Origin of the sequence: Vibrio sp. S11_S32 (assembly GCF_014694465.1) — a bacterium.
Classification (GTDB): Bacteria; Pseudomonadota; Gammaproteobacteria; order Enterobacterales; family Vibrionaceae; genus Vibrio; species Vibrio algicola.
In genome coordinates, this window is record NZ_JAAUWS010000006.1 from 68,028 (window position 1) to 92,657 (window position 24,630).

Here is a 24,630-nt window from a genome sequence, read left to right on the forward strand (position 1 = left end):
CACATGATAAAACCCTTTGACCTAGAGCACCAAAACAAGCTTATTAAAGCGCAACAAAACGTTGGCGTTCATGCCAATTACTTAATAGATGTATTAAAGCCAGCGATTGAGCGCGGCGATTGGGATGAACTCGAAGCCCTTGAGATAGGCTTTACAGTAACAGGTGAATCGCTAGGTAAAATTGGCGATGATGAGGCTTGGAGAAACCTACAGCCTTATATTGACCCGCAAACAAAGAACAACCAAGCACTAAACTTTACGAACGATGGTAGAGTAATTGAGCGCAATCTAAAAAATGAGCTTAAAGCTCTCCTTCTTAAAATGATGTGGTTTTCGCCTCATGACCATTCCTTTGGTAGTCTTTATGACACGCTAAAAAATCTAAAAAAAGTCATCAACCCACTCTTAAATGAGGGACTTAACACGCTGTCTGCGCTGAACTTTGACCGACTCGAAACTTGGTCGCTAACAGGCTTTACCGATATCGATTTTGAAAGACAGTCAACTTACAACGGGTTAAACCGCCTTTATCTAGAGGCCAAAGGCTTGCCATTTAAGGTTAACCTAAATAAAAAACTTAACGCCTCAGATTTTGGTTTAACGCTTAAAGAGGCTAAACAATATACCGTCGTTCCACAAAGGCTCTACTATATGGGGCTTCAAAAGTCGGAAGATGTGATTAATAAAGCTTACGCTCTTCGTAATGAACTAGGGCAACTAGCAGATTATATTACCACCTACTCTAACAAAGCCTATGTAGGTTATGCTAAGTATCTGGTCAGTGGTGACACTAGAAGAAAAAACGGCAGTATCAACTGGTATTTAGGTAAGACAGGTAAAGAAAATAAGAAGCGCACCATTGCTTTTCAACAAGCCTTCACCGCCCTGCATTCTCCAAATGAAGATGAAATATTGACGCTTCTTCACCACCATAAACCAGAGATAAAGAACAAATACATTGATAACTTCCACACCGAACGAGAGCTAACGATTGGGCGATGGACAATCACCAACATAAGAGGGGCTCTTGCGCTTTTTAAGACACTTAACGGTGGTTGCTTATGGGGATTAATGGCTCGAACAGGGATGAGAGGCGATGAAATGTATAACCTGAACACCGCTCAGGGCTGTACCGAAGAAATAATCGAACGCCAGAATATATATGTTATCCATGCCGACTTATCAAAAACCACCAAAGGCTCTCAATCAATACAAGATGAGTTTGTTACCACCGAGATTGGTATGAAAGCTTATGAAGTTCTTCAAGCGCTGCACACACCACTTAGAAAAAGGCACCCTAGCTCACAATCCTTCTTCCATAAAATAAAAGAGGATTTTAGTGAAGTAGGCAAAGCAGCAATAGGAAAGCACTCTCAAGCTTGGTTTAAACATGCAATGAGTGAAGAGCTTACGCTAACCAATGAAGACCTAATTGACCTAAAAGTATCTGACCCCAATTTATCGTTTGAATTGGGTAGGAATTACGAGTTTACGCCACACCAACTTCGCCGCTCTTTTGCTTACTACTTAATTGGTTACGAGCTTTGTAACTTCCCGCAACTCAAACAGCAATTTAGTCATGTGTCTATGGCAATGACGCGACACTACGCTAAAAATGCCAGTAAATTTCAAAAAATCAGACAAAAGAAAAAGACACTAGCGAATGAAATTGATGAAGAACGAATCGACCAAAAAGCCCATGTCTACTTAAGCATATATGAGAAATTGGCAAACAAAGAAAGAGTTGCAGGCGGTAAAGGTAAAGAGTTTGCTAAAAGCATGACCAAAACTAACCGTAACTTATTCAGAGACAAGGTGGATAATGACATGCTTTCTCTTAATTATTGGAAAAAGCAAATTCGAACTCAAAATCGCCACATTCATGCTGTTGCACCGGGGGTATATTGTACTTCTACTACCTGCGGTTTAAGAACGCTCGTTAACCTAATGGAGTGTGTAGACTGCAAGAATGATTACATCGTAGATGCCGTATTTGCTGAATCAAAGCGTAAAGAAGCCGAAATTCACATGCTTTATGATATTGAAAATAACGAACTCACTCCTCAAACCGCCTCTGAATCTTATATTAAAGTTCAAGCTGCTGAGCGTATTATGGATGATTTAGGTATCGACTATGAGCCTGTCGTTTTTCCTGATGAAATTAAGAATTTACTGATCCCTTACGGAGTGGTTTCATAATGTCACAGGTAACCAAAAACAAGCTAATCAAAGCATTGGAAAGATTATTAGATGGTGATGCAGCGAAGATGACATCGAAAGAGCTGCGTAACAAAGCACGAAAGGGTAAGCTCAAAATCAACAATAGCAATGTTGAAAAAGAAGCGGGCCTCTCAACTGGCGCACTCAGAAGGCACGATGACGTTGTTCTGATGATAAAAAATAAGTCATTAGAGGTCCAAGTTGCTCAAGATGAGACTACTAACTCCCCTATTGCTGTGCTTCAAAAAGAAATAAAGGCACTCAAAGGTGAAAGAGCGCAAGCGAATAAGAAGAAAAAAGAGTATTACGACGAAGCACAATGTCATAAGGATGCGTTAGCTAACCAAGCAGCCACTCATGTAAAGATAGTTCAAGAACTAATGGATATGTTGCATGAAAGTCAACGAGAAAAAGCTATGGATAAAATCGTCTCGTCTCGTCCAGACAATGTTATTACACCCCAATTTAGAAAACTAAAGTAGCGTTTATCACTACAACTAAAAATATCGTCCTGTTTAGTGTGATCACTAGACAGAATAATTGAGCTACTCCATCATTGTATAGTTTAGCGATGGATTGATGCACTAGACAGGACAATTACAACAACATTTAAGGAAATATACATGACAATTGAAGTTGGACAAATCGCACCAGATTTCACGCTCTTAGATCAAGACAGCAACCTCGTGACGCTTTCTGGTTTTAAAGGGAAAAAAGTGCTGCTGTACTTTTATCCTCGTGCGAGCACCCCCGGTTGTACAACTCAAGCTGAGGGACTTCGAGATTCAAAAGAAGAGCTAGATAAATTAAATGTTACTATTCTCGGTGTGAGTCCTGATACACCGACAAAACTGACAAACTTCATCAATAAAAAAGAACTTAACTTCACGTTACTAGCTGATGAAGATCATGCTGTCTGCGAAAAGTACCTTGTCTGGCAACTCAAAAAATTCATGGGTCGAGAAAATATGGGGGTTGTTCGTACAAGCTTTCTTATTGATGAAGAAGGTAATGTTGAACACGTATTTAATAAGTTCAAAACCAAAAACCACCATGAGGTTGTTTTAGACTTCCTAAATAACAAATGATCTCGAACTGTAGTGGAGGTAGACCATAATTGGGTATATAAGAGTTTCTGACTCACGTAAAGCCGATAGTGGACATCAACACGAGACGATTAAGTCATACTCATCAAAGCCCCACTTGGTTATTACTAAGTGGGGAGCCATCTCCCTCAGCCAACTTACTCATACAAGTACCGCTGAAACCCGATAAAGGTATCTCGTATTGCCAAAGGCGACCCAAATTCAGCTGCTGCATCGTTAATGGTATTGTATTTTAGCTCCACCAAACTGCGCATTTTCCTTGGTGATAACTCTTGTTCACCATCTTCGATGTATTTATCCAAGATGAATTCAATAAACTCAATTTGCTTATAAGAAAACTCACTACTGATACCCGGTTTAGCCGTCGCGACTCGCTCTGTTCTTGTATGCGTTTCTCTTGCATAGGCAACATAAGATAATAAGTCATACACATCGCTATCTTTAGCATCGATGATCTCTTTCATGCTATCGAGCTTTTCATCGTCGTAACCCGCTTCGTGTAGATCAGTTAGTAATTTTTCACGGGTACTTGGGTTACTCCATACCTCACGTAGTTCATCTTCGTTTCCAAAGAACCGAGGCAAATCACCGAATAGCTGCTCAACAAATTGTTTTGCTGTAAGCATATCTCCATCAGCTCCCATAAACAGGACGCTTTTCATGTGCTGTATTTGACGAACTTTGCCATCATTGAGCGTGATAAATATTTTTTCAGGTCGTTGTTCCGGTGGAATATCATCAATATCACAGCTACAAGGCGCATTTCCGCAGTTGTCGCAAGGATCTATGCCTATGTCGCCACATTGGCAGGGATTTTGATTGCATTCATCACAAGGCTCGTTTGATGGCCCATCTTCGCAGTTACACGGATTAAACCCACAAGTCTCACATATGCAAGTACACGGTACTTCATTACAAACATCACAAGGATCTTCGACTGGTGTTTCTTTGGGCGGTAGTGGCTCACCATCCCATTCAGGATCGGCAAAGTTATAATGCGCTTTTACAAAGTCATACACAGTGAAAAATGATTTACCATCAAACATGCGTGTGCCACGGCCAATGATCTGCTTAAACTCAATCATGTTTTTACATTCACGCATGAGCACAATGTTTCGCACGTTACGGGCATCTACGCCTGTCGATAACTTACGTGAGGTCGTTAATATGGTTGGAATGGTTTTTTCATTATCACAGAATGTGCGCAGGTCATTTTCACCTGCTGCACCATCGTTGGCGGTAATACGCACACAATAGCTGGGGTTGGTTGTCCAGCCTTGCTTTACGGCGTATTGATTAATAAAATCGCGCACCATGCCTGCGTGCTCTTGAGTAGCACAAAACACAATGGTTTTCTCAGATGGGTTGATATGATCCATCCAGTATTGCACGCGTTTTTGCTCACGCTGAGGCATGGTGATAATGCGATTAAAGTCGCTTTCTTTATAAACCTTACCTGCTTCAGGTTCGCCTTTAAAGGTGACGGCATCGCCCGGGGTATACACGTACTCATCCATCGTACCGACAATGGGATACACCTTAAATGGCGTCAAGAAACCATCGCTAATGCCTTGTTTTAAGGTGTAGCTGTAAACAGGGTCGCCAAAATATTTATAACTGTCGGCATTGTCAGTGCGTTTTGGCGTAGCGGTTAAGCCTAATTGAACTGCAGGAGAAAAGTAATTAAGAATCTCACGCCACGAGCTTTCATCATTCGCACCACCACGGTGACATTCATCAATAATGATAAAATCAAAGAAGTCTTCTGGGTATTGTCTGAAATTACAATCACTCGTATCGCCGATAACCGCTTGTTCAAAGTCTTCGTCTTCAGCCTCTTCCATGTCTGCGCTATTTAGCTTAGCAGCGTTCTGCGCAGAGTCAGTCATTAACGTTTGGAAAATGGCCATAAAGATACTGGCGTTTTTAGGCACACCTTTGGCTTTTTTAATTTCGCTTGGGGTAATACGCACTACCGCATCATCACCAAATGCGCCAAAGTCGTTAAAGGCTTGTTTAGTTAATACATTACGGTCAGCTAAGAATAGAATACGAGGACGTTTTTTAGCGTTACTTGGGTTCTTGGCTGCTTGTAAACTCCAACGACTGTTGAACAACTTCCATGATAATTGAAAGGCAATACAGGTTTTACCCGTACCTGTAGCAAGCGTAAGTAGAATACGGTCTTTGCCTTTTGCTATTGCCTCTAACGCTTGGTTAATGGCATTTTCTTGATAATAACGAGGCTGCCAGTCGCCTTTGCATTCAAAGGGGATTTTGGCGAAGTTTTCACGCCAAGTGCTTGTGAACTCTGGTTCAGCTTTACCATCATCGCCATTAAAGGCAATCGCCCACATTTCTTCGGGGTTTAAATAACGGTTAACTAACTGCTCATCACCCGTGAGCATATCAATTTGGTAAATGTCATGACCGTTAGTGGCATAAGCAAAACGACATTGTAAACGTTGAGCGTAGTCTTTCGCTTGGCGCACACCTTCGGTATAACTTAGGCTTTCACGTTTGGCTTCAACAGCGGCAAGTTTACGACCTTGAAACTCTAAAACATAATCTGCACTGAGTTTTGAGCCACGTTTACCGCCACCTAAAATACGCCCATCCGTAATGCCCACCTCACGGCGAATAAAGCTGTGGTCAGCCTTACCCCAGCCATCTTGTGTCAGCTTAGGCGAGATTAGTTCTGCGCGTGTTTCAGATTCATTCCTATTCATGACACTTACCTGTGTTATTGCTTTTGTTATTAGTCGGTCGTTGCGGTTAATTCACCACTAAAGGCTTTTTGTAAGATGGATTTTTTAAGTTCATCTATCGCTACTAACTTTTTCTTATAAATAGCTATTACTTTATCAACCTCATATTGAAGATTCTCTATCTCTGCAACTAAACGAAATTGCTCATCGACACTAACAGGGATATTAACTAATTCATTATGAACAAAATTTCTATTTAGTGTTGGAACACCAGCGCCACTTGTGAATCTAGATAAATCAAAGTACCTAAGTAACCATGAAATGAATTTTTCATTATTTCCATGAAATTCTTTGATGTACAAGGCTGTATTAAGCGGCCAAAAATCTTCTTTTATATAATAGACATTACCTATGCTTCCAGAGCGACCAGTCACAACTCCCGGACCAGTTACTTTAGCTTCAACATGAGTATCAGTGATGCCGCTAGAGCTGACTAAAGGATATTTTCCTTTAGAACGAAGTCGCTTAGGAAGGTCAAATCCCCTTTGCAAAACACATACTTCAATCAGTTTTTTCTCAACCCAACCTTCACCTTTTTGGCTAAAGACTTGTTGCAGGTAGCTGTCAAATAACTCGCGGGCATTTTTTAGGTTTTGTTCGGTTTTAGCGCGGGTTTGTTCTAAGTCGGCAAACACGGTGTCGAGCAATGCCACAATGCGTTTTTGTTCTGAGGTTGAGGGTAAATCGACAGTTAATCCTTGAAGCTTTTTAATAGTCAAAGTATCAACAGTTGCACCATTTCCTTCATCTAATTGTTCTTTCATCAATGAAGATTTAAGCCACAAATTGATATATCTGCTTTCAACATCTGAAGTTCTCTTTAACCAAAGGACACTTGCATCTTTAAAATAGAAGCGATCTTCATCTCGAACAATATAAGAATTACCAATAGTACCAATAGCAGTTATTACTATATCTCCTGCACTTGGGACTCCATACTTTTCAGAATATTCTGCATAAAGTTCTTCTGTAATAAAAAGATCATTATCTACATAGCCATTTTGCGACAGCTTTGTTATTTCACGGCCACGGTAAAAAGGAACGCCTGATGTTTGCCACTGTGCCTTTAGAACTCTCTTACTTGAACCTATTTTAAATAAATCACTTAACTTAACTTTTTGAGTCATTACAACAACTCCTGAATCTTAGCTAAAATTGCCTCTGATTCTTTATCTAATGCAATAATGTCATCAATAATCACTTTAGGCTCACGCAGTGGCGCTGCTTCTTCAACGTTAGGGTTTTTAACCGATAAGTCATATGTCGTTTGGTCAATATCGCTAATGGCTAAAGACCATGATTTATCGGTTTCACCTGCCTTTAAGTCACTCATGGCCGTTTTTTGCAGAGTAACAAACTCGGCTAAATCTTTGTCGTTTAATGGGTTGGTTTTACCCATGTTTCTGCCAACGTTCAGCTCGTAAAACCATGTATTAAGTGTTGGTTCTCCTTTGGTGAAGAACAACACCACGGTTTTAACTCCAGCGCCTAAAAATGTTCCGCCGGGGCAATCAAGCACGGTATGTAAATTACAGTTTTCGAGTAGTTCTTTACGCAGTTTGATGGCGGCGTTGTCGGTGTTACTTAAAAAGGTGTTTTTAATAACCACAGCGGCTCTACCACCGGGTTTAAGCATTTTAATAAAGTGCTGTAAAAACAAGAAGGCGGTTTCACCGGTTTGAATGGGAAAGTTTTCTTGTACTTCTTTACGCTCTTTGCCGCCAAAGGGTGGGTTTGCCAGTATGATGCTGTGTTGGTTACTTGGCTGAATGTCTTGCAGGTTTTCACTTAAGGTATTGGTGTGTAATACGTTAGGCGCTTCAATGCCGTGCAGAATCATGTTCATGATGGCGATAACGTAAGCGAGAGACTTTTTCTCTTTGGCGTAAAAGGTATCGTTTTGTAGGGTTGCTAAATCAGTCGTACTTAGTTTTACTTTCTCGCGACCACCTTGGCGAAGGTAATCAAAGGCTTCACATAAAAAGCCAGCAGATCCCGCGGCTCCATCATATATAGTTTCGCCAATTTTGGGCTGTATTACGTCAATCATCGCGCGGATCAATGGGCGAGGCGTATAGTATTCGCCACCGTTACGACCCGCATTACCCATGTTTTTAATTTTAGCTTCGTATAAATGGCTAAGTTCGTGCTTTTCATCTTGCGAGCGAAAACGTAGTTGGTCTACTTTTTCTAGGGCATCACGCAATGAGTAACCGCTTTGAATTTTGTTTTTTATTTCGCTAAAAATCTCACCAATTTTGTATTCAATGGTATTGGCGTTGTCGGCTCGTTGTTTAAAGCCTTTTAGGTACGGGAATAATTGACCGTCAACAAAGTTCATTAAATCGTCACCCGTTAAGGCGTTGTTGTGGTCAAACTTACCATCGGCATCTTTTGGCGCTGCCCATGCACTCCATCGGTAAGGCTCGTCGATGATGTATTCATAAGTTTCCATCATCATTTCGGCTTCTTGTAACTTGGTAAACTCTAAATCATCAAGGTACTTTAAAAATAACATCCACGATGATTGTTCGGTGTAATCTAGCTCGGAAGAGCATCCTGCGTCTTTATGGAAGATATCGTCGATGTTTTTGAATACTTGTTCAAACATTATTTTTCCTAGTGAGCATTCGCTCTTATTTGATGATGCTTTTCAGTGAGATTTATTTTCTAAGGCATTAAGTACAGCGTACCACCCATTAAATTTTCTGATTGGATTTTTTAGCTTCTAGCGAGCAAATCAGAGCTTCTCTTTCTTCTATACTCATTTCGGCAGTAAGGCAGGCTAATTTGGCTGCACTTTCATCCTCACAAAAAAAGTAGCTTAAAGGTACGCCTAGTTCATCTGCAAGCAACTTCAGGGTTTGAATGTCTGGAGTATGCTTGCCTTTCTCATATTGATTCATTCTAGGGCTTGCTGAACTTTCATCCATGCCTATATGAACCCCCAACGCTTTTTGGGAGAGATTCGCTTTTTTGCGTGCTTCTTTAAGTCGCACTGGAATTGGATTATTGAACGCCACTTATAATTCATATCTCTGAGCCAAGGTTAACTAAGATTTTCTTAGTTTTGATCATTTCTGTATACTAAGCAATTCTTAGTATTTGGTGGGTATGTGTGAACAAATGAAAAAAACTATAAAAGTCGGCGAGTTGGTACGCAAGTTATTGATTGAAAATGAGATGGATGGATTTTCGATCACAGAGGCTCGGAATGCCTTTGTTGAGCTTGAAGAAACAAGCAACGATCTTATCGAAGCGCGGAAACAAGTCTATCGCTTGATCCTACGGTTCGAGAAGAATGGATTGCTTTTTAGTGAGGGGGCGGGCCGAAATAAAAAATATTTTCGAAGTGAAGTATTTAAACAGCAGTACCCTCTTCAAGTTAGTCCCAAAAAACTCGACACTGAACAACGATCAAATATTTCAGATTATTCGATATTAGTAAGTGAGCGTAATGAACATTCGGCTGAGCTAGAAATCACACTGAATGAAATTAATGCGTACCGCTCCCTTATTTCTCGTTTTCCTGATTTAGAAAAAAGAGTGATGCCATTTCTACAAGAGTCAAAAGAGCGTTCGGTATCGCTGCTAGGAAAGGTGAATGCTTTTACCCATGTACTCAACGTACTTTCTGAGGGAGAAACGTCATGTTAAGGGTATGGCAAACAAAATGTTCCCAAAAAGCCCTCGAAAAATATAATGATAATCACAACCATTTCTTTTGCCAAGCCACTCCGGGAGCAGGTAAAACAGTGCTTGCGGCTGAAGTCGCATCAAGGTTACTACAAAGTGATATGGTCGATCTGGTATTGTGCTTTTCGCCGTCATTAACGGTTTCGAATGGAATTAAAAAAACTTTTTCACTTGCTCTGAGCTGTGCATTCAATGGTGGATTAGGGGCTATTGGGCAGTCATTAACTTATCAATCTATCCAGTTTCTTAACGATGACTTCTGGAAAACATTAAGTCACTACCGTGTATTTGTTGTTTTTGACGAAATTCACCATTGCTCCGGTTCTGATATTGAGAATGCCAATGTATGGGGTCAGTGTAGTGGTCAATGAAAATTGGCCACAGTTTTAGAGTTTTCCCAATATAATTGTTCCGATCTATTAGGTGTTAACCCTCCATTATATTGATGCGGTCTGAGTCGGCTGTAATAACCTGTTATATATTTAATGATGTCTAACCTAGCTTCCGAAAAGCTACGATAGCCCGTAATGGGCATCCATTCTGTTTTAAAGCTTCGAAAGAAACGCTCCATCGGAGCGTTATCCCAGCAATTACCACGACGTGACAAACTTTGTTTTAGTTGGTAACGCCATAGTAATTGACGATAATAGCGACTCGTATAATGGCTTCCTTGATCGCTGTGGAACATAACGCCTTTCGGTTTCCCACGAGACTCAAAAGCCATTGTTAGTGCTTTTCCTGTTAATTTGCTATCTGGTGATAACGACATTGCCCAGCCAATTGGTTTACGTGCGAATAAATCAATGACAACAGCTAAATACATCCAACGATTTCCAGCCCAAATGTAAGTCACATCTCCTACCCAAACTCGATTTGGTTCAGTTACTGCAAATTGTCGATCAAGATGATTAGGTATTTCAATATGCTCTTGTGGCGCTCGTTTGTATTTATGCTTGGACATTTGGCAACTAACTAAGCCAAGTGATTTCATTAACTTAGAAGCACGATAACGACTCATAGGTACATTTTTAGCTATTAGCATATCCGCTATGCTTCTCGCTCCTGCTGAACCATTACTCGCAATATGAACTTCTTTGATTAAGCTTTTAAGCTTAATCAATTCAACATTCGGCATTTTTGAGCGTGCTTTCCAGTACTTATAACTGCTTCGATTTACACTGAACACTTTGCATAATGTAGTAACGCTATAGCTCTGCTTGAGTTTTTCGATTATCGAAAATTGTTCAGTGAGTCGGACATCACCAGAGCTGTAGCCTTTTTTAAAATTTCATTATGTTCTTCCAGACGAGCAACTTTTTTCTCTAATTCGCGAATTTTAAGTTGCTCAGGTGTTATTGGCGTTGCTTTAGGCTTTATCCCATTGTGCTCTTGACGTAATTGGCGTACCCATTTATCCATTGTCGATTTGCCAACGCCCATGGCGCTAGCGGCTTCTTGAACGGTGTAACCTTGTTCGGTTACTAACAATGCAGATTCAAGTCGAAATTCAGGGCTAAATGTTGGTCTTGTTCGTTTTGTCATAATTGGCACCTATTGATATATGAGGTGATGATATCACCTCTAATTAGGTGGCCAAATTCACCGTACCACTACAGTTATAGCCAAACTCATTAAGGCTTTTGGCTATAATTTAGATGGCTACTATTTAAAGAGCTATAAAAACATGCCACCTGAGGCTTCAATACGTTGTCCTGTGATCCAACCTGCATCCTCACTTAATAATAATCGAACCGCTTGACCAATATCTTGCGCCTCGCCAACTCGACCTAATGCGGTAACCGATGCTATACCGCTGTTAATGTCTTGGTTATCTCGCACTGCGCCGCCGCCAAAATCCGTTGCGATCGCTCCTGGAGCTAAAGTGTTAACCCGAACCTGTTTCGCAGCAAATTCTTTCGCCATGTAACGAGTCATGACCTCTACGGCTCCTTTCGCCATCGCATAAGCGGCATGACCGGGCAGCGTAAAACGCGCTAAACCGGATGAGATATTCAAAATATGCCCTTGCTCTTTAATGAACGGAAACAAAGACTGGGTCAACATAAATGGCCCCATCACATGGATAGAGAACATATCTTGCAGATCGCTAGCCGTGGTTTCTAACACCGATTGACTCAAGCCAACACCTGCATTATTCACAAGATAATCAAAGTCATTACGCTTGAACTCGTTATTCAACAACATCGTTACCTCATTCACAAAAGCAGGAAAAGCATCAAGATCACGAGTATCTAATTGCAATGCGTAGGCTTTACGTCCCATCAGCTGAAGTTGCTCAACCACTTGCTCGGCTGCTTGTTTATTCGAGTGATAAGTAAAGATAATATCGACGCCTTTTTCCGCCAACGCGAATACACCACTTTGACCTAGGCCACGACTTCCACCGGTTACGATTGCGATCTTATTCATTTGGGCTTCCTATTGAATTTGGATTGGGTTAACGAGATAGAGAATAAGCATTTTATTGCGATGAATAAACACACCAATAGTGATAACATCGTTCTAAATAAATGAACAATAAGAATATGAGCAAACGACAATGGATAAATTTGAAGCGATGCAACGCTTTCTTTTGGTCGCGCAAACCGGAAGCTTTACCAAAGCGGCGGAACTTCGAGACTTACCAAAATCAAGTATTTCTAACGCAATCCAAACATTAGAAGCCGAACTTGGCACCCGCTTATTTCACCGCAGTACCCGCCGAGTGACTTTAACTCAAGATGGTGCGCGTTTTTTGCCTCAGTGCCAGTCGCTACTCGATGATATGGACAGTTTGGTTTCTCAATTTCAACGTTCTCCCACTGAAGTCAATGGCGTATTGAGGATCGATATGCCGAGTCGGTTTGCGTCCAGTGTGGTGCTGCCGCATCTTGATTCTCTCTTATCTCAATACCCTAATTTAATCATTAAAGTCAGTAGTTCCGATCAAAGAGTCGATTTAATTAAAGAAAGTATTGATTGCGTGATAAGAGTGGGCGAGCTTGAAGAAAGTGGACTGATTGCCAAACCATTACTGCAATTTCACAGTTGGAATTGCATCAGCCAAGACTATGCCCAGCAATATGGTATTCCTCAGTCATTAGAGGCGCTATCACAGCATAAAATCATTGAATATTCTCATCTATTAGGCGATAGCCAAGCTGAATTTGAATATTGTGAAAAAGGTCAGATAAGACAAAAACCCATGAACAGCAATATTGCGGTTAACGGCACCGAAGCTTACCTAAGCGCCTGTTTATCTGGTTTAGGGATCGCTCAAATTCCCGCTTTGGGTATTCAATCTTATATTGAGCAAGGAAAGCTAATTCGAATTCTCCCTGAGCATGAGGCTGCTCCCATGCCCGTATCTTTAGTGTATTTATCACGCAAACAAAAATCGAAACGTTTGCAAGTGTTTACTCAATGGCTACAAGCGTTATTAGACAAACTTCAGATTGATAATGTGATTTAATTTAGAGACCACTTAAATCTGAAATTATCCGCTCACATGGTCCAAACTCGTCATTAAGCAAGCATTATTATTAGTATCATTTATCGTAAGTTAATTCCCTCTTGCGACAATTTTATCCAACATTTTAGCGGATAAAATACGACGCAAATAACGGAAGATATAGCTCGGCTTGGTAACATAATATCTCGCTTTAGGACGCTCACTCGCTAAAATTTTCTGCAATGGCTTTAATACCGCTTCTGGCCCTAAGGTAAAGCCCGTCGGAGCCTCCGCGCTGGCTAAACGAGCCACCGTTTTTTGATAACCTTGATGATGACGTGACCCTTCAATATCAATATTGGCTTGCACCGCTTGTAACGAGTTCGCCCTAAATTTGCTCACTATCGGGCCGGGTTCAATTAAACTTACTGCAATATTGGTATCCATTAACTCTAAGCGAAGTGCATCACTGTAACCTTCCAAAGCAAATTTACTGGCAACATAAGCGCCGCGATATTTCATGGCTACCAATCCCAATACCGAGCTGTTTTGTACAATTTTGCCATGCCCCTGCTTTAACATGACTGGGATCACCGCCCGCGTCAGTTCATGCAAGCCGAATAAGTTGGTTTCAAATTGCGCCCGCAAGGCATCGGTTGCTAAGTCTTCTACCGCCCCGCCTTGTCCGTAACCGGCATTATTAAACAACACATCGAGCCTGCCACCGGTGAGCTGCAATGTTTGCGCTAATCCCGCCTGCACCGAGTCTGCATCGGTCACATCTAGCTGCACACACTCGAGCCCTAACGCTTTAAGTTCGTTAACATCTTGTTGTTTGCGACAGCTCGCGATCACCAAATAACCCGCTTGGTGCAGTTGCTCGGCGCAATAGCGGCCAATACCGGTGCTGCAACCTGTAATAAGAATGGACGTTGTTGTCACGGATTTAGGTTCCTTTTATCAAATAGACTCAACAGCCCCTAAGCTTGATTGCGTCGAAACCATATCCCCTATTGAGGATAAAGACGCCAATATCGCGATAGGGGATAAAGCCTTGATTATCCCACCTAGGGGATATAGACTGAATTAATATACTTAAAGTTTCTCGTAAAAACTCATCGTCAAAATTTTTGTTTCTCACATCATAGGGTGACGTCATGATCTATAATCCAAAACAATTAGCCAACCAGTTGAAACTGATCAGAACCCAACGAGATCTTACTCAGAATGACCTGGCTAAAAAAGTAGGTATCAAGCAATCAACGCTATCGAGTTTTGAAACTCACCCTGAAACTACCCAACTCCAAACAGTATTTAAGATCATTCAAGCGTTAGAAGTCGACTTTGAACTTCATAAGAAACAGCTATCTACAGTAGCAGTTACCGATGAGGAATGGTAATGGCATCCTTAATCGCTTATATGAATGGAGAACGGGTTGGTGAATTGATTAAACTCACTAATGGTGCTCATCAATTTCAATATGATAAAACTTGGATTGAGAGTTCATTAGGCCGGCCATTATCCTTATCTCTTCCACTGCAATACCCCAAAATAACTACCGACTGCGTGATCAATTTCTTTGATAATTTGTTGCCGGATTTACCAGAGATCCGCGCTCGAATTGTCGCTCGCTACCAAGCAAAGTCATTACAAACCTTTGATCTATTAAAAGAAGTCGGCAAAGACAGTGTTGGTGCAATATCCTTATTAACCAATAATGAAACACCGCACACCAAACAACTCAATTATGAAGTACTCAGCCAAACAAGATTAAAGCAAGTATTAAGCGCCTATCAATCCAACATCCCACTAGGTATGTTAGAAGATCAAGCGGATTTTCGAATTTCAGTGGCAGGTGCACAAGAAAAAACGGCACTGTTAAAAATAAACGACCAATGGTGCATCCCTAAAGCGGCGACACCCACCACACATATCATTAAATTACCGATTGGAAAAATACAGCAACCCAATGCGGTACTTGATATGACAGATAGCGTGGAAAATGAATATCTGTGCATACAACTGGCTCAAGCTCTCGGGTTCCAAGTACCCACAGTTGAAATCCTTCAAGTTGAGGATATAAAAGCCCTTGCAGTAGAACGATTTGATCGTCGTTGGTCTAAAGATAAAACATGGTTATTAAGACTTCCTCAAGAAGATATGTGTCAAGCATTCGGCCTACCTTCAGCCATAAAGTATGAATCGGATGGTGGTCCTGGGATCACAGCCATCATGCAATTATTAATGGGCTCTAGCCACTCTCTACAAGATCGCGACACCTTTATGCGCTTCCAAGTTTTCCAATGGATCATAGGAGCAACCGATGGCCATGCGAAAAATTTCTCAATCTTCATCAACACCAAAGGGACTTATCACTTAACTCCATTTTACGACATATTATCGGCCTACCCAGTACTTAATGGAGCAGGGCTAAACATTCGCGCATTAAAATTGGCGATGGGACTTAAAGCGACCAAAGGTAAAAAATATCCATTAAATAAAATTTACCCTCGTCATTTTTTAGATACCGCAAAAGAGGTTGGCTTTGATCCACACCGCATGCAGGCTATTTTAGATGAAATGATGACAGCATACCCAAAAGCCATAGAGCATGTCGTACAAGCATTACCGCAAGGATTTCCAACACATATTACCGATGCAATCGTTGTAAATTCTTTAAAAATGCTCGAAAAGCTCAATTTAAGAAATATTAAATAAAACTAAATGCAAGAATAAAGCAACAGCCCTCCCAAATTGAAGCTAGTTGGCCTGCTTAAACCGTCAAATGCTCTTTTATCAGTTGTTCATTTAAATCGCCCATTTCTCCCTTGGCGACGGCTTTTACTCGGTCGAGTAGACAAAAGTTATGACCAACTCGACGGGCGAATGGGAGCTTTTGTTCCACTAGCAATACCGTTAAGCCATGTTTGTCATTGAGCATACGAATAATGTCGCCAATTTCTTGAACTATATTAGGCTGAATCCCTTCGGTTGGTTCATCTAAGATCAATAGATCGGGTTCGACAACCAAAGCTCTGCCGATGGCGAGTTGTTGTTGACCACCAGATAAATCTCCGCCTCGACGATGGAGCATCTCTTTTAACACAGGGAAGATCTCGAAGATAAATTCAGGGATTTTACGATCACCACGCTTACGGATAGGCAAACCAATTTCGAGATTTTCTTGTACAGTGAGCATCGGGAAAATTTGACGACCTTGTGGAACATAACCAATGCCGATGTGTGGACGTTTCTCGGTCGATTGCTTCACTATGCTGTTGCCATTAAAAATGATGTCACCACTCTTAATTGGGTTTAACCCCATAATGCATTGCAGTAAGGTGGTTTTCCCGACCCCATTACGCCCCATTAATACGGTGCATTTTCCTTTTTCGATGTCTACATCGAGATCCCAGAGGATGTGGCTTTCGCCGTAAAATTGGTTTACGCCTTGTACTTGCAACATTCCTATTCTCCTAAGTAGACTTTTTTCACTTCCGGATGCGCTTGGATCTGATCCATATTCCCTTCCGCTAATACATGCCCTTGGTGCAGTACCGTAACTTGGTCGGCAATAGAACGTACAAACTCCATATCATGCTCCACCACCACCACCGAATGTTTCCCCGATAGCGATTTAAGCAGTTCAGCAGTTCAGCAGTACGATCCATTTCTTGGTGAGTCATACCAGCAACCGGCTCATCCACCAGCAATAGCTTAGGTTTTTGCATTAATAACATGCCAATTTCTAACCATTGCTTTTGACCATGAGATAAGGCACCCGCTAATAAGTTTCGGCAGTTTTCTAAACCAATAAGCGATAACACGCCATCAATTTCATCACTTTGCTCACCATTTAATTTAGCGCGAAAAGTCGACCACGCTGTGCGCGCACCTGTCATTGCAAGTTCCAAATTATTCCATACGGTCAGGCTTTCAAAAACAGTGGGCTTTTGGAATTTTCGTCCAATACCCGCGTTGGCAATTTGCGCTTCATTCATGGTCAGTAAATTGGTTTTCGAACCTAACCATACCTGGCCTTGATCGGGGCGAGTTTTACCTGTGATGATGTCCATCATAGTGGTTTTCCCTGCGCCATTTGGGCCGATGATACAACGCAGTTCGCCTTCTTTGATGTACATATTCAAATCATTAATCGCTTTAAATCCATCAAAAGACACCGACACGCCTTCCATATACAGCATGATATTATGACGAGTGTCGATCATTGGGTGTTCAACGGGTTTTAAAAAATCAAACACTTGATCTCGACGAGTAAAATTACCAAACCCTTCACCAACACGCTTTAACGGGCTAGATACCGATCCTAATGCGCTCATGATGCCACCTCGCTATTCTCTGTTTTAGCTTGTTGTTTTGGTTCTGAATTGGATGTCGATTTACTGGCCCAACGTTCCGACAATGCGCCCATTACCCCTTTAGGTAGATACATAGTAGAAAGCACGAAAATGCCGCCTAATGCGAATAACCATATTTCGGGAAATTCCACTGTGAACCAACTCTTAGCGTAGTTGATCAACAATGCACCGACGATAGCACCAAATAAGGTTGCTCGACCGCCTAACGCTACCCACACCACGATCTCGATTGAGTTAATCGGAGCAAATTGCGCGGCGCTAGTACTGCCGGCTTGGGTGACATACAACGCCCCTGCAATGCCAGCAAGCACCGCCGATAGCACGAATATCCACAATTTAATGCTGTCAACATCGTAACCGGTAAAACGTGTACGTAATTCAGCATCTCGGATCGCCATAGAGACTCGACCTAAGCGGCTTGAAATGACTAAACGACAAATCATATAACCGATGATCAACGCGCCAATCGTCACCACTAGTAAACCGACTTTTGTACCATCTTGTTGCAAGCTAAAACCAACAACATCTTTAATGGGCGTAGGATCGATTTTGCTTGCTCTGGATCATTTGATTGCGCTAACCATTCAATTGCATCTTTTCTAATGCTGCTTTTTTTAGACAGCAAAGCCGTGTTTATTTGTTCTAAAGATTGAATATTTTGACTATCAATCTTGCTGTCATTAGCAATAGAGGCAGTGGCGAACACACCCTGAGCAAAGGTGAACAATAAAAGTGCACGTAGTCAACAAAGCGGCTGATTCTAGTGCGACGGGTATATATAGAACGGTTTTGTGCATTAAACAGTAAATAAAGTAATTAATATTTGCTCATTAATAGTGCATAAATTTCATTTAAATCACCAAAATAGTGATATCACTCGAAAATATTACGGGATGGATGTAATCGGTACTATCGGCGCACTGTTTGAGTGCGGGGTAGAAAATACGAAGACAAAAAAACCGCCGCAAGCTTGCACTTGCGGCGGTTTCAATTTAAACGATCAATCGATCACATTATTACATCGCTTGAGTAAAGATCTCTACGATGTCGGCATGAGAACCTTGTTTTGGGTTAGTAAAACCACAGGCATCTTTTAGCGCATTGGTGGCAAGTGTTGGTAGATCTTGCTCTTTTGCGCCTAATTGCTCTAAACCTGCTGGGATATTTACATCTTGAGATAATTGCATGATCAACTCAATGGCTTTTTCTGCGCCTTGCTCTGGTGTTAATTGCTCTACATCGGCGCCAAGTGCTTTTGCTACATCACGTAGACGCTCTGGGCATACTTGAGCATTATAACGTTGTACATGAGGTAATAAAACCGCATTACACACGCCGTGTGGTAGGTCGTAGAAACCACCTAACTGGTGCGCCATAGCATGAACATAACCAAGTGACGCATTATTAAACGCCATACCCGCCATAAATTGTGCATACGCCATTTGCTCACGTGCTTCTAGGTTTTCACCGTTGGCAACCACTTCGCGTAAGTTCGCTTGGATAAGCTCCATCGCTTTAATCGCTACCGCATCAGTAACCGGTGTTGCTGCAATAGAAACATAAGCTTCAACCGCGTGAGTTAATGCATCCATACCGGTTGCCGCAGTTAAAGATGCAGGCATAGCAAGCATCAATTTAGGATCGTTAACCGACATAATTGGAGTGGTATTTTTATCCACGATCGCCATTTTGATATGGGTTTCTTCATCCGTAATGATACAAAAACGCGTCATTTCAGAGGCCGTACCCGCAGTGGTATTAATTGCAATGATCGGTAGTTGTGGCTTTTTAGATACATCCAAACCTTCATAATCAGCAATTTTTCCGCCATTGGTTGCCACTAATGCAATACCTTTAGCGCAATCATGTGGCGAGCCACCACCAAGAGAAATAACGAAGTCACATTGGTTGGCTTGCAGCAGTTCTAAGCCCGCTTCAACGTTTTTAATGGTTGGGTTTGGTTGAGTACCATCGAAAACAACGGTTTCAATATTGCGTTCTGAAAGCAATTGAACCACTTGATCAACCATACCAATTTTGTTGAGAACTTTATCCGTTACGATCAATCCTTTTTTAAAACCGTAACCCACGACTGCGTCTGCGGCTTCAACAATACAATCTGCACCCATAAGGTTTACTGCAGGAATAAAAAATGCGCTCATAATTTTCTCCCAATGTGTGAGTGAGTTACCTTCTGGTACCTATACGTCACGTCAATGATTATAAAAAATGGGTATTAAAAAGTTAAGATCACTATGCGCCCAAATCGGAGAGATTAAATTGATCTAAAACAGGTAACCATTAGGTGGTAGATAGGTTATCGATTGCCTTCCTAAAGATAGACAAAGCGGAAGCTGGAGATGTGATCACAAACGGTAACGTCACCAGTATTTCTAATGATCCCTTGATTTAATCTCTGCTTTATCCTTGTTATTTACGAGATAAGGATAAAAATCGAAGCCGAGCATGTCATAATAGCGCCACTTAAAGCTCAACTAAAAAGAACCAATCCATGACTGAATTAATGACACCACAAGAAAACGCCCTTGCCACTTTTAAGAGCAATCTACATCTTCCCAATGGCGGTTTTCATGCATTAATTGTTGAGTTAGCCCGTGAGTTTCAACTGCCTTTTCACACCGTCAAACCGGTATTGAAAAAATCACAGAAAGTCGTCGAGAAAAAAATAACAAATGATTTTGAAAATATCGCTGAGCACGATCTGAGCCAAGAAAACTGGCTCGCATTAATTCGTTCGGCGCTTATTACACTTGTTGAACAAAACGTTCCATTAATGGTGAGTTTGACCCAAAACCAAGATTATAATGATGCAATTGCAATTATGGCCAAAGCAAGCATAACTCACTCAGAGCAACAACAGGTGCTAGAACACCTTGCGATGGCTTATGAAATGCAAGTGTACAAACCGCTGACGGCTATGCTGTACACCTCTATTTTATATTGGAAAATTTCTGATGATTTGTATCAAGTCACACCACAAACTCAGCAGGAATTCAGTGGCTATCCGCAGCATTTAGAAGCAATCAACCATCTGCTAAAATTAAGCGAACAAGTAAAAGCGATGAAGCTAACGGATTAAACCCTAGCTCCTAGCAACACTCTAATCACGCGACCACGGATAGACTTTTTCATCACTGTGTTTTTGGAAAAACTGATAGTTATGCTGCATAAAATCATCTTTACGCAATAATTCTATCTGCCACGCTTGATGATCCAACTTAAAAGCAAAGTCTTTATTGGTTAGATTAAGGTAATGCAAATTACGCGGTGCAATTCTAAATACAAGCTGTTGATTATCTTCACAATGCAGCGTGACATCTTTTGCCGCCGCCTTGTTAACCGACAGCTTGGCGTGATAAGTCATTTGAGTATCACAAGGCATCAGCTTAATAAAAGTAAACAACATAAAGTTATTATTGGTGGTATTCACAAACGCCGAAAATTGCTGATCAATATCAACCTGCCTATATACCAGTTGGTGTGAGTGCGGCGTTCGAGCTTGTTGGATGCCATGATGCAGCGGTTGATAATCGACCCATTGCCATTTCACCCCACCATCCATAAAGGTTAATGCCCGCTGAGAGTCGTACCATAAATAAATGGTGCTTGCGACCACACAGGTAAATAATGCACATAAAAGTATAAATGCTCTTTTCTGCCAAATAGTCACGTTTATCTCTGCCAAATATGTGGAATATAGTGGGATTGTACACCTAAAAATCGAATCACTCATCCTTAGTGATATTTTTAATCTAAACGCGTAAAATCCCTGCTCAATTATTATCAATTCGAGTCCATCATGCTAACCATCGATCCAAATTTCACCTCTTTGCAACCGCATTGCGATGGTTTGACCTTACCAGAAAAATTCACCTTTCCATTTTGTTATGACGTCGATCCGTTATCAGAACTCGCGGCGCAACAGTTGCAACAGCGCTTATTAACCCAAACTCAATGGCAATATGATTTTCAATCAGACGGTAAGATGTTTGGGGTGTTGGTGGTGAAAAATCAACAAGGTGAACTCGGTTTTCTATCCGCGTTTTCAGGCAAACTGGCGGATCAAAATCATCTGCCTCATTTTGTGCCTCCGGTATTCGATATGTTAAAAGATGATGGATTTTTTCTGCAAGGCACGGCACCAATCAATGCTATTAACACCGAGATTAAAACCTTAGAACATGCACCCAAATTGGCGGAGTTGAAACAACAGTTAAGTGATATTCAGCAACAAGCGCAAAATGAATTAGAAACGCTGCGCTTAGATATAATCAAGAGCAGAAAACAACGAAAACTCATACGAGCACAAGCGCACCATAATTTAAAAACAAGCGATTTGAACGATAGCCATTTAGAAGCACTTGAATTCGAAGCCATATTGCTCGATCTTGGCAAACAAAGCGTGGCAGAAAAAGCGCAACAAAAGCAGTTAAAACAACATTGGGCACACCAAATAGCTGAGAGTGAACAGCACTTCAATCAATACACTGCGCAAATCAAGGCGTTAAAACAGCAACGCAAAACGCTGTCTTCCACACTGCAAAATACCCTTTTTGAGCAATATCGATTTTTAAATCAAGCTCAACAATCTAAATCGTTATTGGATATTTTTGGAGATATCACGCCACCCGCGGGTTCTGGGGAATGCGCTGCGCCCAAACTGTTACACTACGCCTTTGAGCATCATTACACTCCAATTTCGATGGCGGAATTTTGGTGGGGAGTATCGCCAAAATCAGAAATTCGTCAGCATAAAAAGTTCTATCCATCATGCCAAAGTAAGTGCCAGCCAATTTTAGCACACATGTTAAAAGGGATTGAATTAGATGATAATCCACTTCTTAAAAATCATGCAGAAGGCAAAGATATTGAGATTGTTTATCAAGATGAAGCGATAGTGGTGGTCAATAAACCGGCTGATTTTTTATCGGTGCCAGGGGTTAATGTCAAAGACTCGGTATCGACGCGACTGCAACAACAATTTAGCGACGCTGAAGGTTTGTTTGTATTGCATCGTTTGGATATGTCGACCTCGGGTTTATTGGTGTTTGCTCTCAGCCGTCGCGCTAATAAAAGCTTACAAAAACAGTTTATTACTCGTGGGGTAGAAAAGCGTTACGTGGCATTACTCGAAGGAAAAGTTTCGCAAACAAGTGGCAATATCACCCTTCCACTGCGTGGCGATTTAGACGATAGGCCAAGACAAATGGTGTGTCATGAACATGGTAAAGCGGCAGATACCCATTGGGAATTAATAGAGCATCAAGTGAGTAACTCGAGCGATAACCAAGTTCGCAGCAAGGTGTACCTCTACCCTAAAACTGGACGTACTCATCAATTGCGAGTGCATTGCGCCCATATTGATGGTTTAAACCTGCCAATTTTAGGTGATGACTTATATGGCAAAAAAGCCAATCGACTACACTTACACGCACAGCAATTGGCTTTTGATCATCCTTATACCAAACAAAGAATGGTATTTGAGGTTGAAGCTGAGTTTTAAATATTAATCCTCAACCCCATCAAGTTTGCGGATCAATCTCGCGGGTGTGCCACCATACAAACAATCTGGTGGTACATCTTGATTCACTACCGAATTGGCGGCTATCACTGAGCGAGCACCAATGGTGACGCCTTGATTGATCACCGTATTGCCACCAATCCAGACATCATCTTCCACCACAATCGGTTTACTGAACGTCTCCCAACGATGTCGGCTGCGATAATCCATAGAGTGACTGGCAGTATAAAACTGCACGCTAGGAGCGATTAACACATGATCACCAATGGTGATCGAGGCATTATCCAACATCACGACATTCATATTAATAAACGTATTTTCACCAACAAATATGCTTTTACCAAATTCACAGCAAAAAGGGGGAGAGATAATACTTTGCTCACCAATGCTACCTAGCATCTCTTTTAAAATATCATGCTGATCTTGCATAGTGATAGATTGATTAAGCCTTAGCTTTAATTTTGAGGTCTTCTCTCGGACATCAGCAATGCTGGCATCTAAGCCATCAAAGTCTTGTCCTGCCAGCATTTTTTCAAATTCAGTCATCCGTACTTCCATTGCAATTCTTTTACATAAAACAGATTGGCACTTAAAGCAGATAGGTATTTAAAACCGATTTGTTCTTAAAACCTATTCACTCTTAAAACATATTCGCTCTTAAAACATAAAGGTTTTCACGCCTGACAGAATAAATTGCACCCCCATCGCAATCACAATCACCCCCATATAACTAGTGATCATTTTTCGAGCGGTGGTCGGTTCTTTATTGTCACCAGAAGACTGGATAGAAAGTACGAAAACTAGCGCCAACACCAGCAAAGTCGCGCCAACACCAATCATTGCTGTTAATGGAATACCTAACGAAGAATGACTGGCCGCGACGGTAATAACCCCAGTAATCGTGCCAGGGCTAGCCGCAAATAAAATGAGTGGTGCAACTGAACCTGCGCTTGGATGTTCTTCTAGATCTTGATTTTTAGATTGCGCCGATTTAATCATACCCGCGCCGATCCACACTAAAATACCACCACCCGCACAAGAAAATGCTTGTAATGAAATACCAAACACATGCAGTAATGAAGTGCCACCAAAGGCTGCCAGTAGTAAGACAATACCGATAGTTACAACGGTTTTAAACGCCTCTTTAAATTTTTGCTCTTTGTTGAGATTACTGGTGCATTCATTAAACATCTGCGCACAAATGGCAGGGTTGACCAGCGCAAGGATAGTCAGGGTTGCTTGAATAAATTCTTTCATCGAGTCGTTGTTATACCTATGGTGTTATTTGCCATGCTTATTGGATTTATCTTATTTAATTCTAAGCCTTAACCAGATTGAGTTCTAATAAAAAATGATGGTATTTTAATCTGTTAGCATTCAATTAATCATCTCACAACGCCCACCCCACACCGGCTATCGCATGAATAGCAGTCGTATCATACCGCGAGATTTGTGTATCACTTTGTC

22 protein-coding genes and 3 pseudogenes are annotated in these 24,630 nt (G+C 41.3%); 10 read left to right on the forward strand and 15 right to left on the reverse strand.

Annotated features, from left to right (window positions below):
• Window positions 1-3 precede the first annotated feature (3 nt).
• From HC723_RS05465 to bcp, 3 genes are all read left to right on the forward strand, one after another.
• A complete protein-coding gene (locus HC723_RS05465) occupies window positions 4-2,199 on the forward strand; it encodes a tyrosine-type recombinase/integrase (protein ID WP_190338449.1) in 2,196 nt (731 codons plus the stop codon).
• Entirely contained in the window at window positions 2,199-2,702 is a 504-nt protein-coding gene (locus HC723_RS05470) for a bacterioferritin comigratory protein (RefSeq protein WP_190338450.1), read from the forward strand. Before HC723_RS05465 ends, HC723_RS05470 begins: the two co-directional genes overlap by 1 nt.
• Before the next feature lie 141 nt (window positions 2,703-2,843).
• Entirely contained in the window at window positions 2,844-3,308 is a 465-nt protein-coding gene (gene bcp, locus HC723_RS05475) for a thioredoxin-dependent thiol peroxidase (protein ID WP_190338451.1), read from the forward strand.
• Between the two features lie 155 nt (window positions 3,309-3,463).
• On the opposite strand, the gene hsdR is transcribed toward bcp, so the two are convergent.
• The 4 genes from hsdR to HC723_RS05495 all read right to left on the reverse strand — a co-directional run bounded on the left by hsdR (window position 3,464) and on the right by HC723_RS05495 (window position 9,117).
• Window positions 3,464-6,055, reverse strand: a complete 2,592-nt coding sequence (hsdR, locus tag HC723_RS05480) for an EcoAI/FtnUII family type I restriction enzme subunit R (protein ID WP_190338452.1) — start codon at window positions 6,053-6,055, stop codon at window positions 3,464-3,466.
• Between the two features lie 29 nt (window positions 6,056-6,084).
• Window positions 6,085-7,221, reverse strand: coding sequence for a restriction endonuclease subunit S (locus HC723_RS05485; RefSeq protein ID WP_190338453.1), 1,137 nt, complete (start codon window positions 7,219-7,221; stop codon window positions 6,085-6,087).
• Window positions 7,221-8,705 (reverse strand): class I SAM-dependent DNA methyltransferase, encoded by a 1,485-nt coding sequence (locus HC723_RS05490; protein WP_190338454.1) that lies wholly within the window; start codon window positions 8,703-8,705, stop codon window positions 7,221-7,223. Before HC723_RS05490 ends, HC723_RS05485 begins: the two co-directional genes overlap by 1 nt.
• Before the next feature lie 88 nt (window positions 8,706-8,793).
• Window positions 8,794-9,117, reverse strand: coding sequence for a helix-turn-helix domain-containing protein (locus HC723_RS05495; RefSeq protein ID WP_190338455.1), 324 nt, complete (start codon window positions 9,115-9,117; stop codon window positions 8,794-8,796).
• A gap of 103 nt (window positions 9,118-9,220) precedes the next feature.
• On the opposite strand from HC723_RS05495, the gene HC723_RS05500 reads away from it, so the two are divergent.
• Entirely contained in the window at window positions 9,221-9,751 is a 531-nt protein-coding gene (locus HC723_RS05500) for a hypothetical protein (protein ID WP_190338456.1), read from the forward strand.
• A pseudogene (locus HC723_RS05505) lies at window positions 9,745-10,146 on the forward strand (DEAD/DEAH box helicase); the annotation flags it as partial. The gene HC723_RS05500 and the pseudogene HC723_RS05505, both read left to right, overlap by 7 nt.
• Window positions 10,147-10,154: 8 nt before the next feature.
• On the opposite strand, the gene HC723_RS05510 reads toward HC723_RS05505, so the two are convergent.
• A protein-coding gene (locus HC723_RS05510; protein ID WP_190338457.1) for an IS3 family transposase occupies window positions 10,155-11,332 on the reverse strand; the annotation gives its coding sequence in 2 pieces (ribosomal slippage) (window positions 10,155-11,074 and window positions 11,074-11,332; 1,179 coding nt in all).
• Between the two features lie 132 nt (window positions 11,333-11,464).
• Complete coding sequence (locus HC723_RS05515; protein ID WP_190338458.1) at window positions 11,465-12,220, reverse strand: SDR family NAD(P)-dependent oxidoreductase; 756 nt, start codon at window positions 12,218-12,220, stop codon at window positions 11,465-11,467.
• Window positions 12,221-12,350: 130 nt separating this feature from the next.
• Between HC723_RS05515 and HC723_RS05520 the strand changes: the two genes are divergently transcribed.
• Window positions 12,351-13,262, forward strand: a complete 912-nt coding sequence (locus tag HC723_RS05520) for a LysR family transcriptional regulator (RefSeq protein WP_190338459.1) — start codon at window positions 12,351-12,353, stop codon at window positions 13,260-13,262.
• A 90-nt stretch (window positions 13,263-13,352) separates the two neighbouring features.
• Here HC723_RS05520 and HC723_RS05525 read toward each other — a convergent pair whose 3' ends face one another.
• Entirely contained in the window at window positions 13,353-14,183 is an 831-nt protein-coding gene (locus HC723_RS05525) for an SDR family oxidoreductase (protein WP_190338460.1), read from the reverse strand.
• A 215-nt stretch (window positions 14,184-14,398) separates the two neighbouring features.
• Here HC723_RS05525 and hipB point away from each other — a divergent pair, with 215 nt between their 5' ends.
• Both hipB and HC723_RS05535 read left to right on the forward strand, forming a co-directional pair.
• Complete coding sequence (gene hipB, locus HC723_RS05530; protein ID WP_190338461.1) at window positions 14,399-14,641, forward strand: type II toxin-antitoxin system antitoxin HipB; 243 nt, start codon at window positions 14,399-14,401, stop codon at window positions 14,639-14,641.
• The gene (locus HC723_RS05535) at window positions 14,641-15,960 is read left to right on the forward strand and encodes a type II toxin-antitoxin system HipA family toxin (RefSeq protein ID WP_190338462.1); all 1,320 of its coding nucleotides are present in this window, start codon (window positions 14,641-14,643) and stop codon (window positions 15,958-15,960) included. The genes hipB and HC723_RS05535 overlap by 1 nt, the downstream gene beginning before the upstream one ends.
• A 55-nt stretch (window positions 15,961-16,015) precedes the next feature.
• Here the strand turns inward: HC723_RS05535 and urtE are convergent, their stop codons facing one another.
• From urtE to yiaY, 5 genes and pseudogenes are all read right to left on the reverse strand, one after another.
• Window positions 16,016-16,708, reverse strand: coding sequence for an urea ABC transporter ATP-binding subunit UrtE (gene urtE, locus HC723_RS05540; RefSeq protein ID WP_190338463.1), 693 nt, complete (start codon window positions 16,706-16,708; stop codon window positions 16,016-16,018).
• A 2-nt stretch (window positions 16,709-16,710) separates the two neighbouring features.
• Window positions 16,711-17,582, reverse strand: a pseudogene (gene urtD, locus HC723_RS05545) (urea ABC transporter ATP-binding protein UrtD).
• Window positions 17,579-18,160, reverse strand: a pseudogene (locus tag HC723_RS05550) (ABC transporter permease subunit); the annotation flags it as partial. The pseudogenes HC723_RS05550 and urtD, both read right to left, overlap by 4 nt.
• The gene (locus tag HC723_RS05555; RefSeq protein WP_190338464.1) at window positions 18,097-18,348 is read right to left on the reverse strand and encodes a hypothetical protein; all 252 of its coding nucleotides are present in this window, start codon (window positions 18,346-18,348) and stop codon (window positions 18,097-18,099) included. The gene HC723_RS05555 and the pseudogene HC723_RS05550, both read right to left, overlap by 64 nt.
• A gap of 289 nt (window positions 18,349-18,637) precedes the next feature.
• Window positions 18,638-19,786, reverse strand: a complete 1,149-nt coding sequence (gene yiaY / locus HC723_RS05560; RefSeq protein WP_190338480.1) for an L-threonine dehydrogenase — start codon at window positions 19,784-19,786, stop codon at window positions 18,638-18,640.
• 347 nt (window positions 19,787-20,133) lie between these two features.
• Here yiaY and HC723_RS05565 point away from each other — a divergent pair, with 347 nt between their 5' ends.
• Entirely contained in the window at window positions 20,134-20,721 is a 588-nt protein-coding gene (locus HC723_RS05565) for a hypothetical protein (protein WP_153448959.1), read from the forward strand.
• Between the two features lie 21 nt (window positions 20,722-20,742).
• Here HC723_RS05565 and HC723_RS05570 read toward each other — a convergent pair whose 3' ends face one another.
• Window positions 20,743-21,312, reverse strand: coding sequence for a hypothetical protein (locus HC723_RS05570; RefSeq protein ID WP_225874334.1), 570 nt, complete (start codon window positions 21,310-21,312; stop codon window positions 20,743-20,745).
• Window positions 21,313-21,441: 129 nt separating this feature from the next.
• Here HC723_RS05570 and HC723_RS05575 point away from each other — a divergent pair, with 129 nt between their 5' ends.
• Window positions 21,442-23,145: an RluA family pseudouridine synthase gene (locus HC723_RS05575; RefSeq protein ID WP_190338465.1), complete on the forward strand. Its 1,704-nt coding sequence runs from the start codon at window positions 21,442-21,444 to the stop codon at window positions 23,143-23,145.
• Window positions 23,146-23,148: 3 nt separating this feature from the next.
• Here the strand turns inward: HC723_RS05575 and HC723_RS05580 are convergent, their stop codons facing one another.
• Together HC723_RS05580 and HC723_RS05585 are read right to left on the reverse strand one after the other, a co-directional pair.
• Window positions 23,149-23,709 (reverse strand): sugar O-acetyltransferase, encoded by a 561-nt coding sequence (locus HC723_RS05580; RefSeq protein WP_153448961.1) that lies wholly within the window; start codon window positions 23,707-23,709, stop codon window positions 23,149-23,151.
• Window positions 23,710-23,820: 111 nt separating this feature from the next.
• Entirely contained in the window at window positions 23,821-24,420 is a 600-nt protein-coding gene (locus tag HC723_RS05585) for a MarC family protein (RefSeq protein ID WP_153448962.1), read from the reverse strand.
• Window positions 24,421-24,630: the final 210 nt, after the last annotated feature.

Bases quoted from the DNA above. Each gene is read 5' to 3' on its own strand.
- bcp (WP_190338451.1), top strand. From the start codon at position 2,844: ATGACAATTGAAGTTGGACAAATCGCACCAGATTTCACGCTCTTAGAT.
- HC723_RS05515 (WP_190338458.1), bottom strand. From the start codon at position 12,220: ATGAATAAGATCGCAATCGTAACCGGTGGAAGTCGTGGCCTAGGTCAA.
- HC723_RS05520 (WP_190338459.1), top strand. From the start codon at position 12,351: ATGGATAAATTTGAAGCGATGCAACGCTTTCTTTTGGTCGCGCAAACC.
- HC723_RS05500 (WP_190338456.1), top strand. From the start codon at position 9,221: ATGAAAAAAACTATAAAAGTCGGCGAGTTGGTACGCAAGTTATTGATT.
- HC723_RS05535 (WP_190338462.1), top strand. From the start codon at position 14,641: ATGGCATCCTTAATCGCTTATATGAATGGAGAACGGGTTGGTGAATTG.
- hipB (WP_190338461.1), top strand. From the start codon at position 14,399: ATGATCTATAATCCAAAACAATTAGCCAACCAGTTGAAACTGATCAGA.
- HC723_RS05580 (WP_153448961.1), bottom strand. From the start codon at position 23,709: ATGACTGAATTTGAAAAAATGCTGGCAGGACAAGACTTTGATGGCTTA.
- HC723_RS05470 (WP_190338450.1), top strand. From the start codon at position 2,199: ATGTCACAGGTAACCAAAAACAAGCTAATCAAAGCATTGGAAAGATTA.
- urtE (WP_190338463.1), bottom strand. From the start codon at position 16,708: ATGTTGCAAGTACAAGGCGTAAACCAATTTTACGGCGAAAGCCACATC.
- HC723_RS05485 (WP_190338453.1), bottom strand. From the start codon at position 7,221: ATGACTCAAAAAGTTAAGTTAAGTGATTTATTTAAAATAGGTTCAAGT.
- HC723_RS05490 (WP_190338454.1), bottom strand. From the start codon at position 8,705: ATGTTTGAACAAGTATTCAAAAACATCGACGATATCTTCCATAAAGAC.
- hsdR (WP_190338452.1), bottom strand. From the start codon at position 6,055: ATGAATAGGAATGAATCTGAAACACGCGCAGAACTAATCTCGCCTAAG.
- HC723_RS05575 (WP_190338465.1), top strand. From the start codon at position 21,442: ATGCTAACCATCGATCCAAATTTCACCTCTTTGCAACCGCATTGCGAT.
- HC723_RS05565 (WP_153448959.1), top strand. From the start codon at position 20,134: ATGACTGAATTAATGACACCACAAGAAAACGCCCTTGCCACTTTTAAG.
- HC723_RS05585 (WP_153448962.1), bottom strand. From the start codon at position 24,420: ATGAAAGAATTTATTCAAGCAACCCTGACTATCCTTGCGCTGGTCAAC.
- HC723_RS05465 (WP_190338449.1), top strand. From the start codon at position 4: ATGATAAAACCCTTTGACCTAGAGCACCAAAACAAGCTTATTAAAGCG.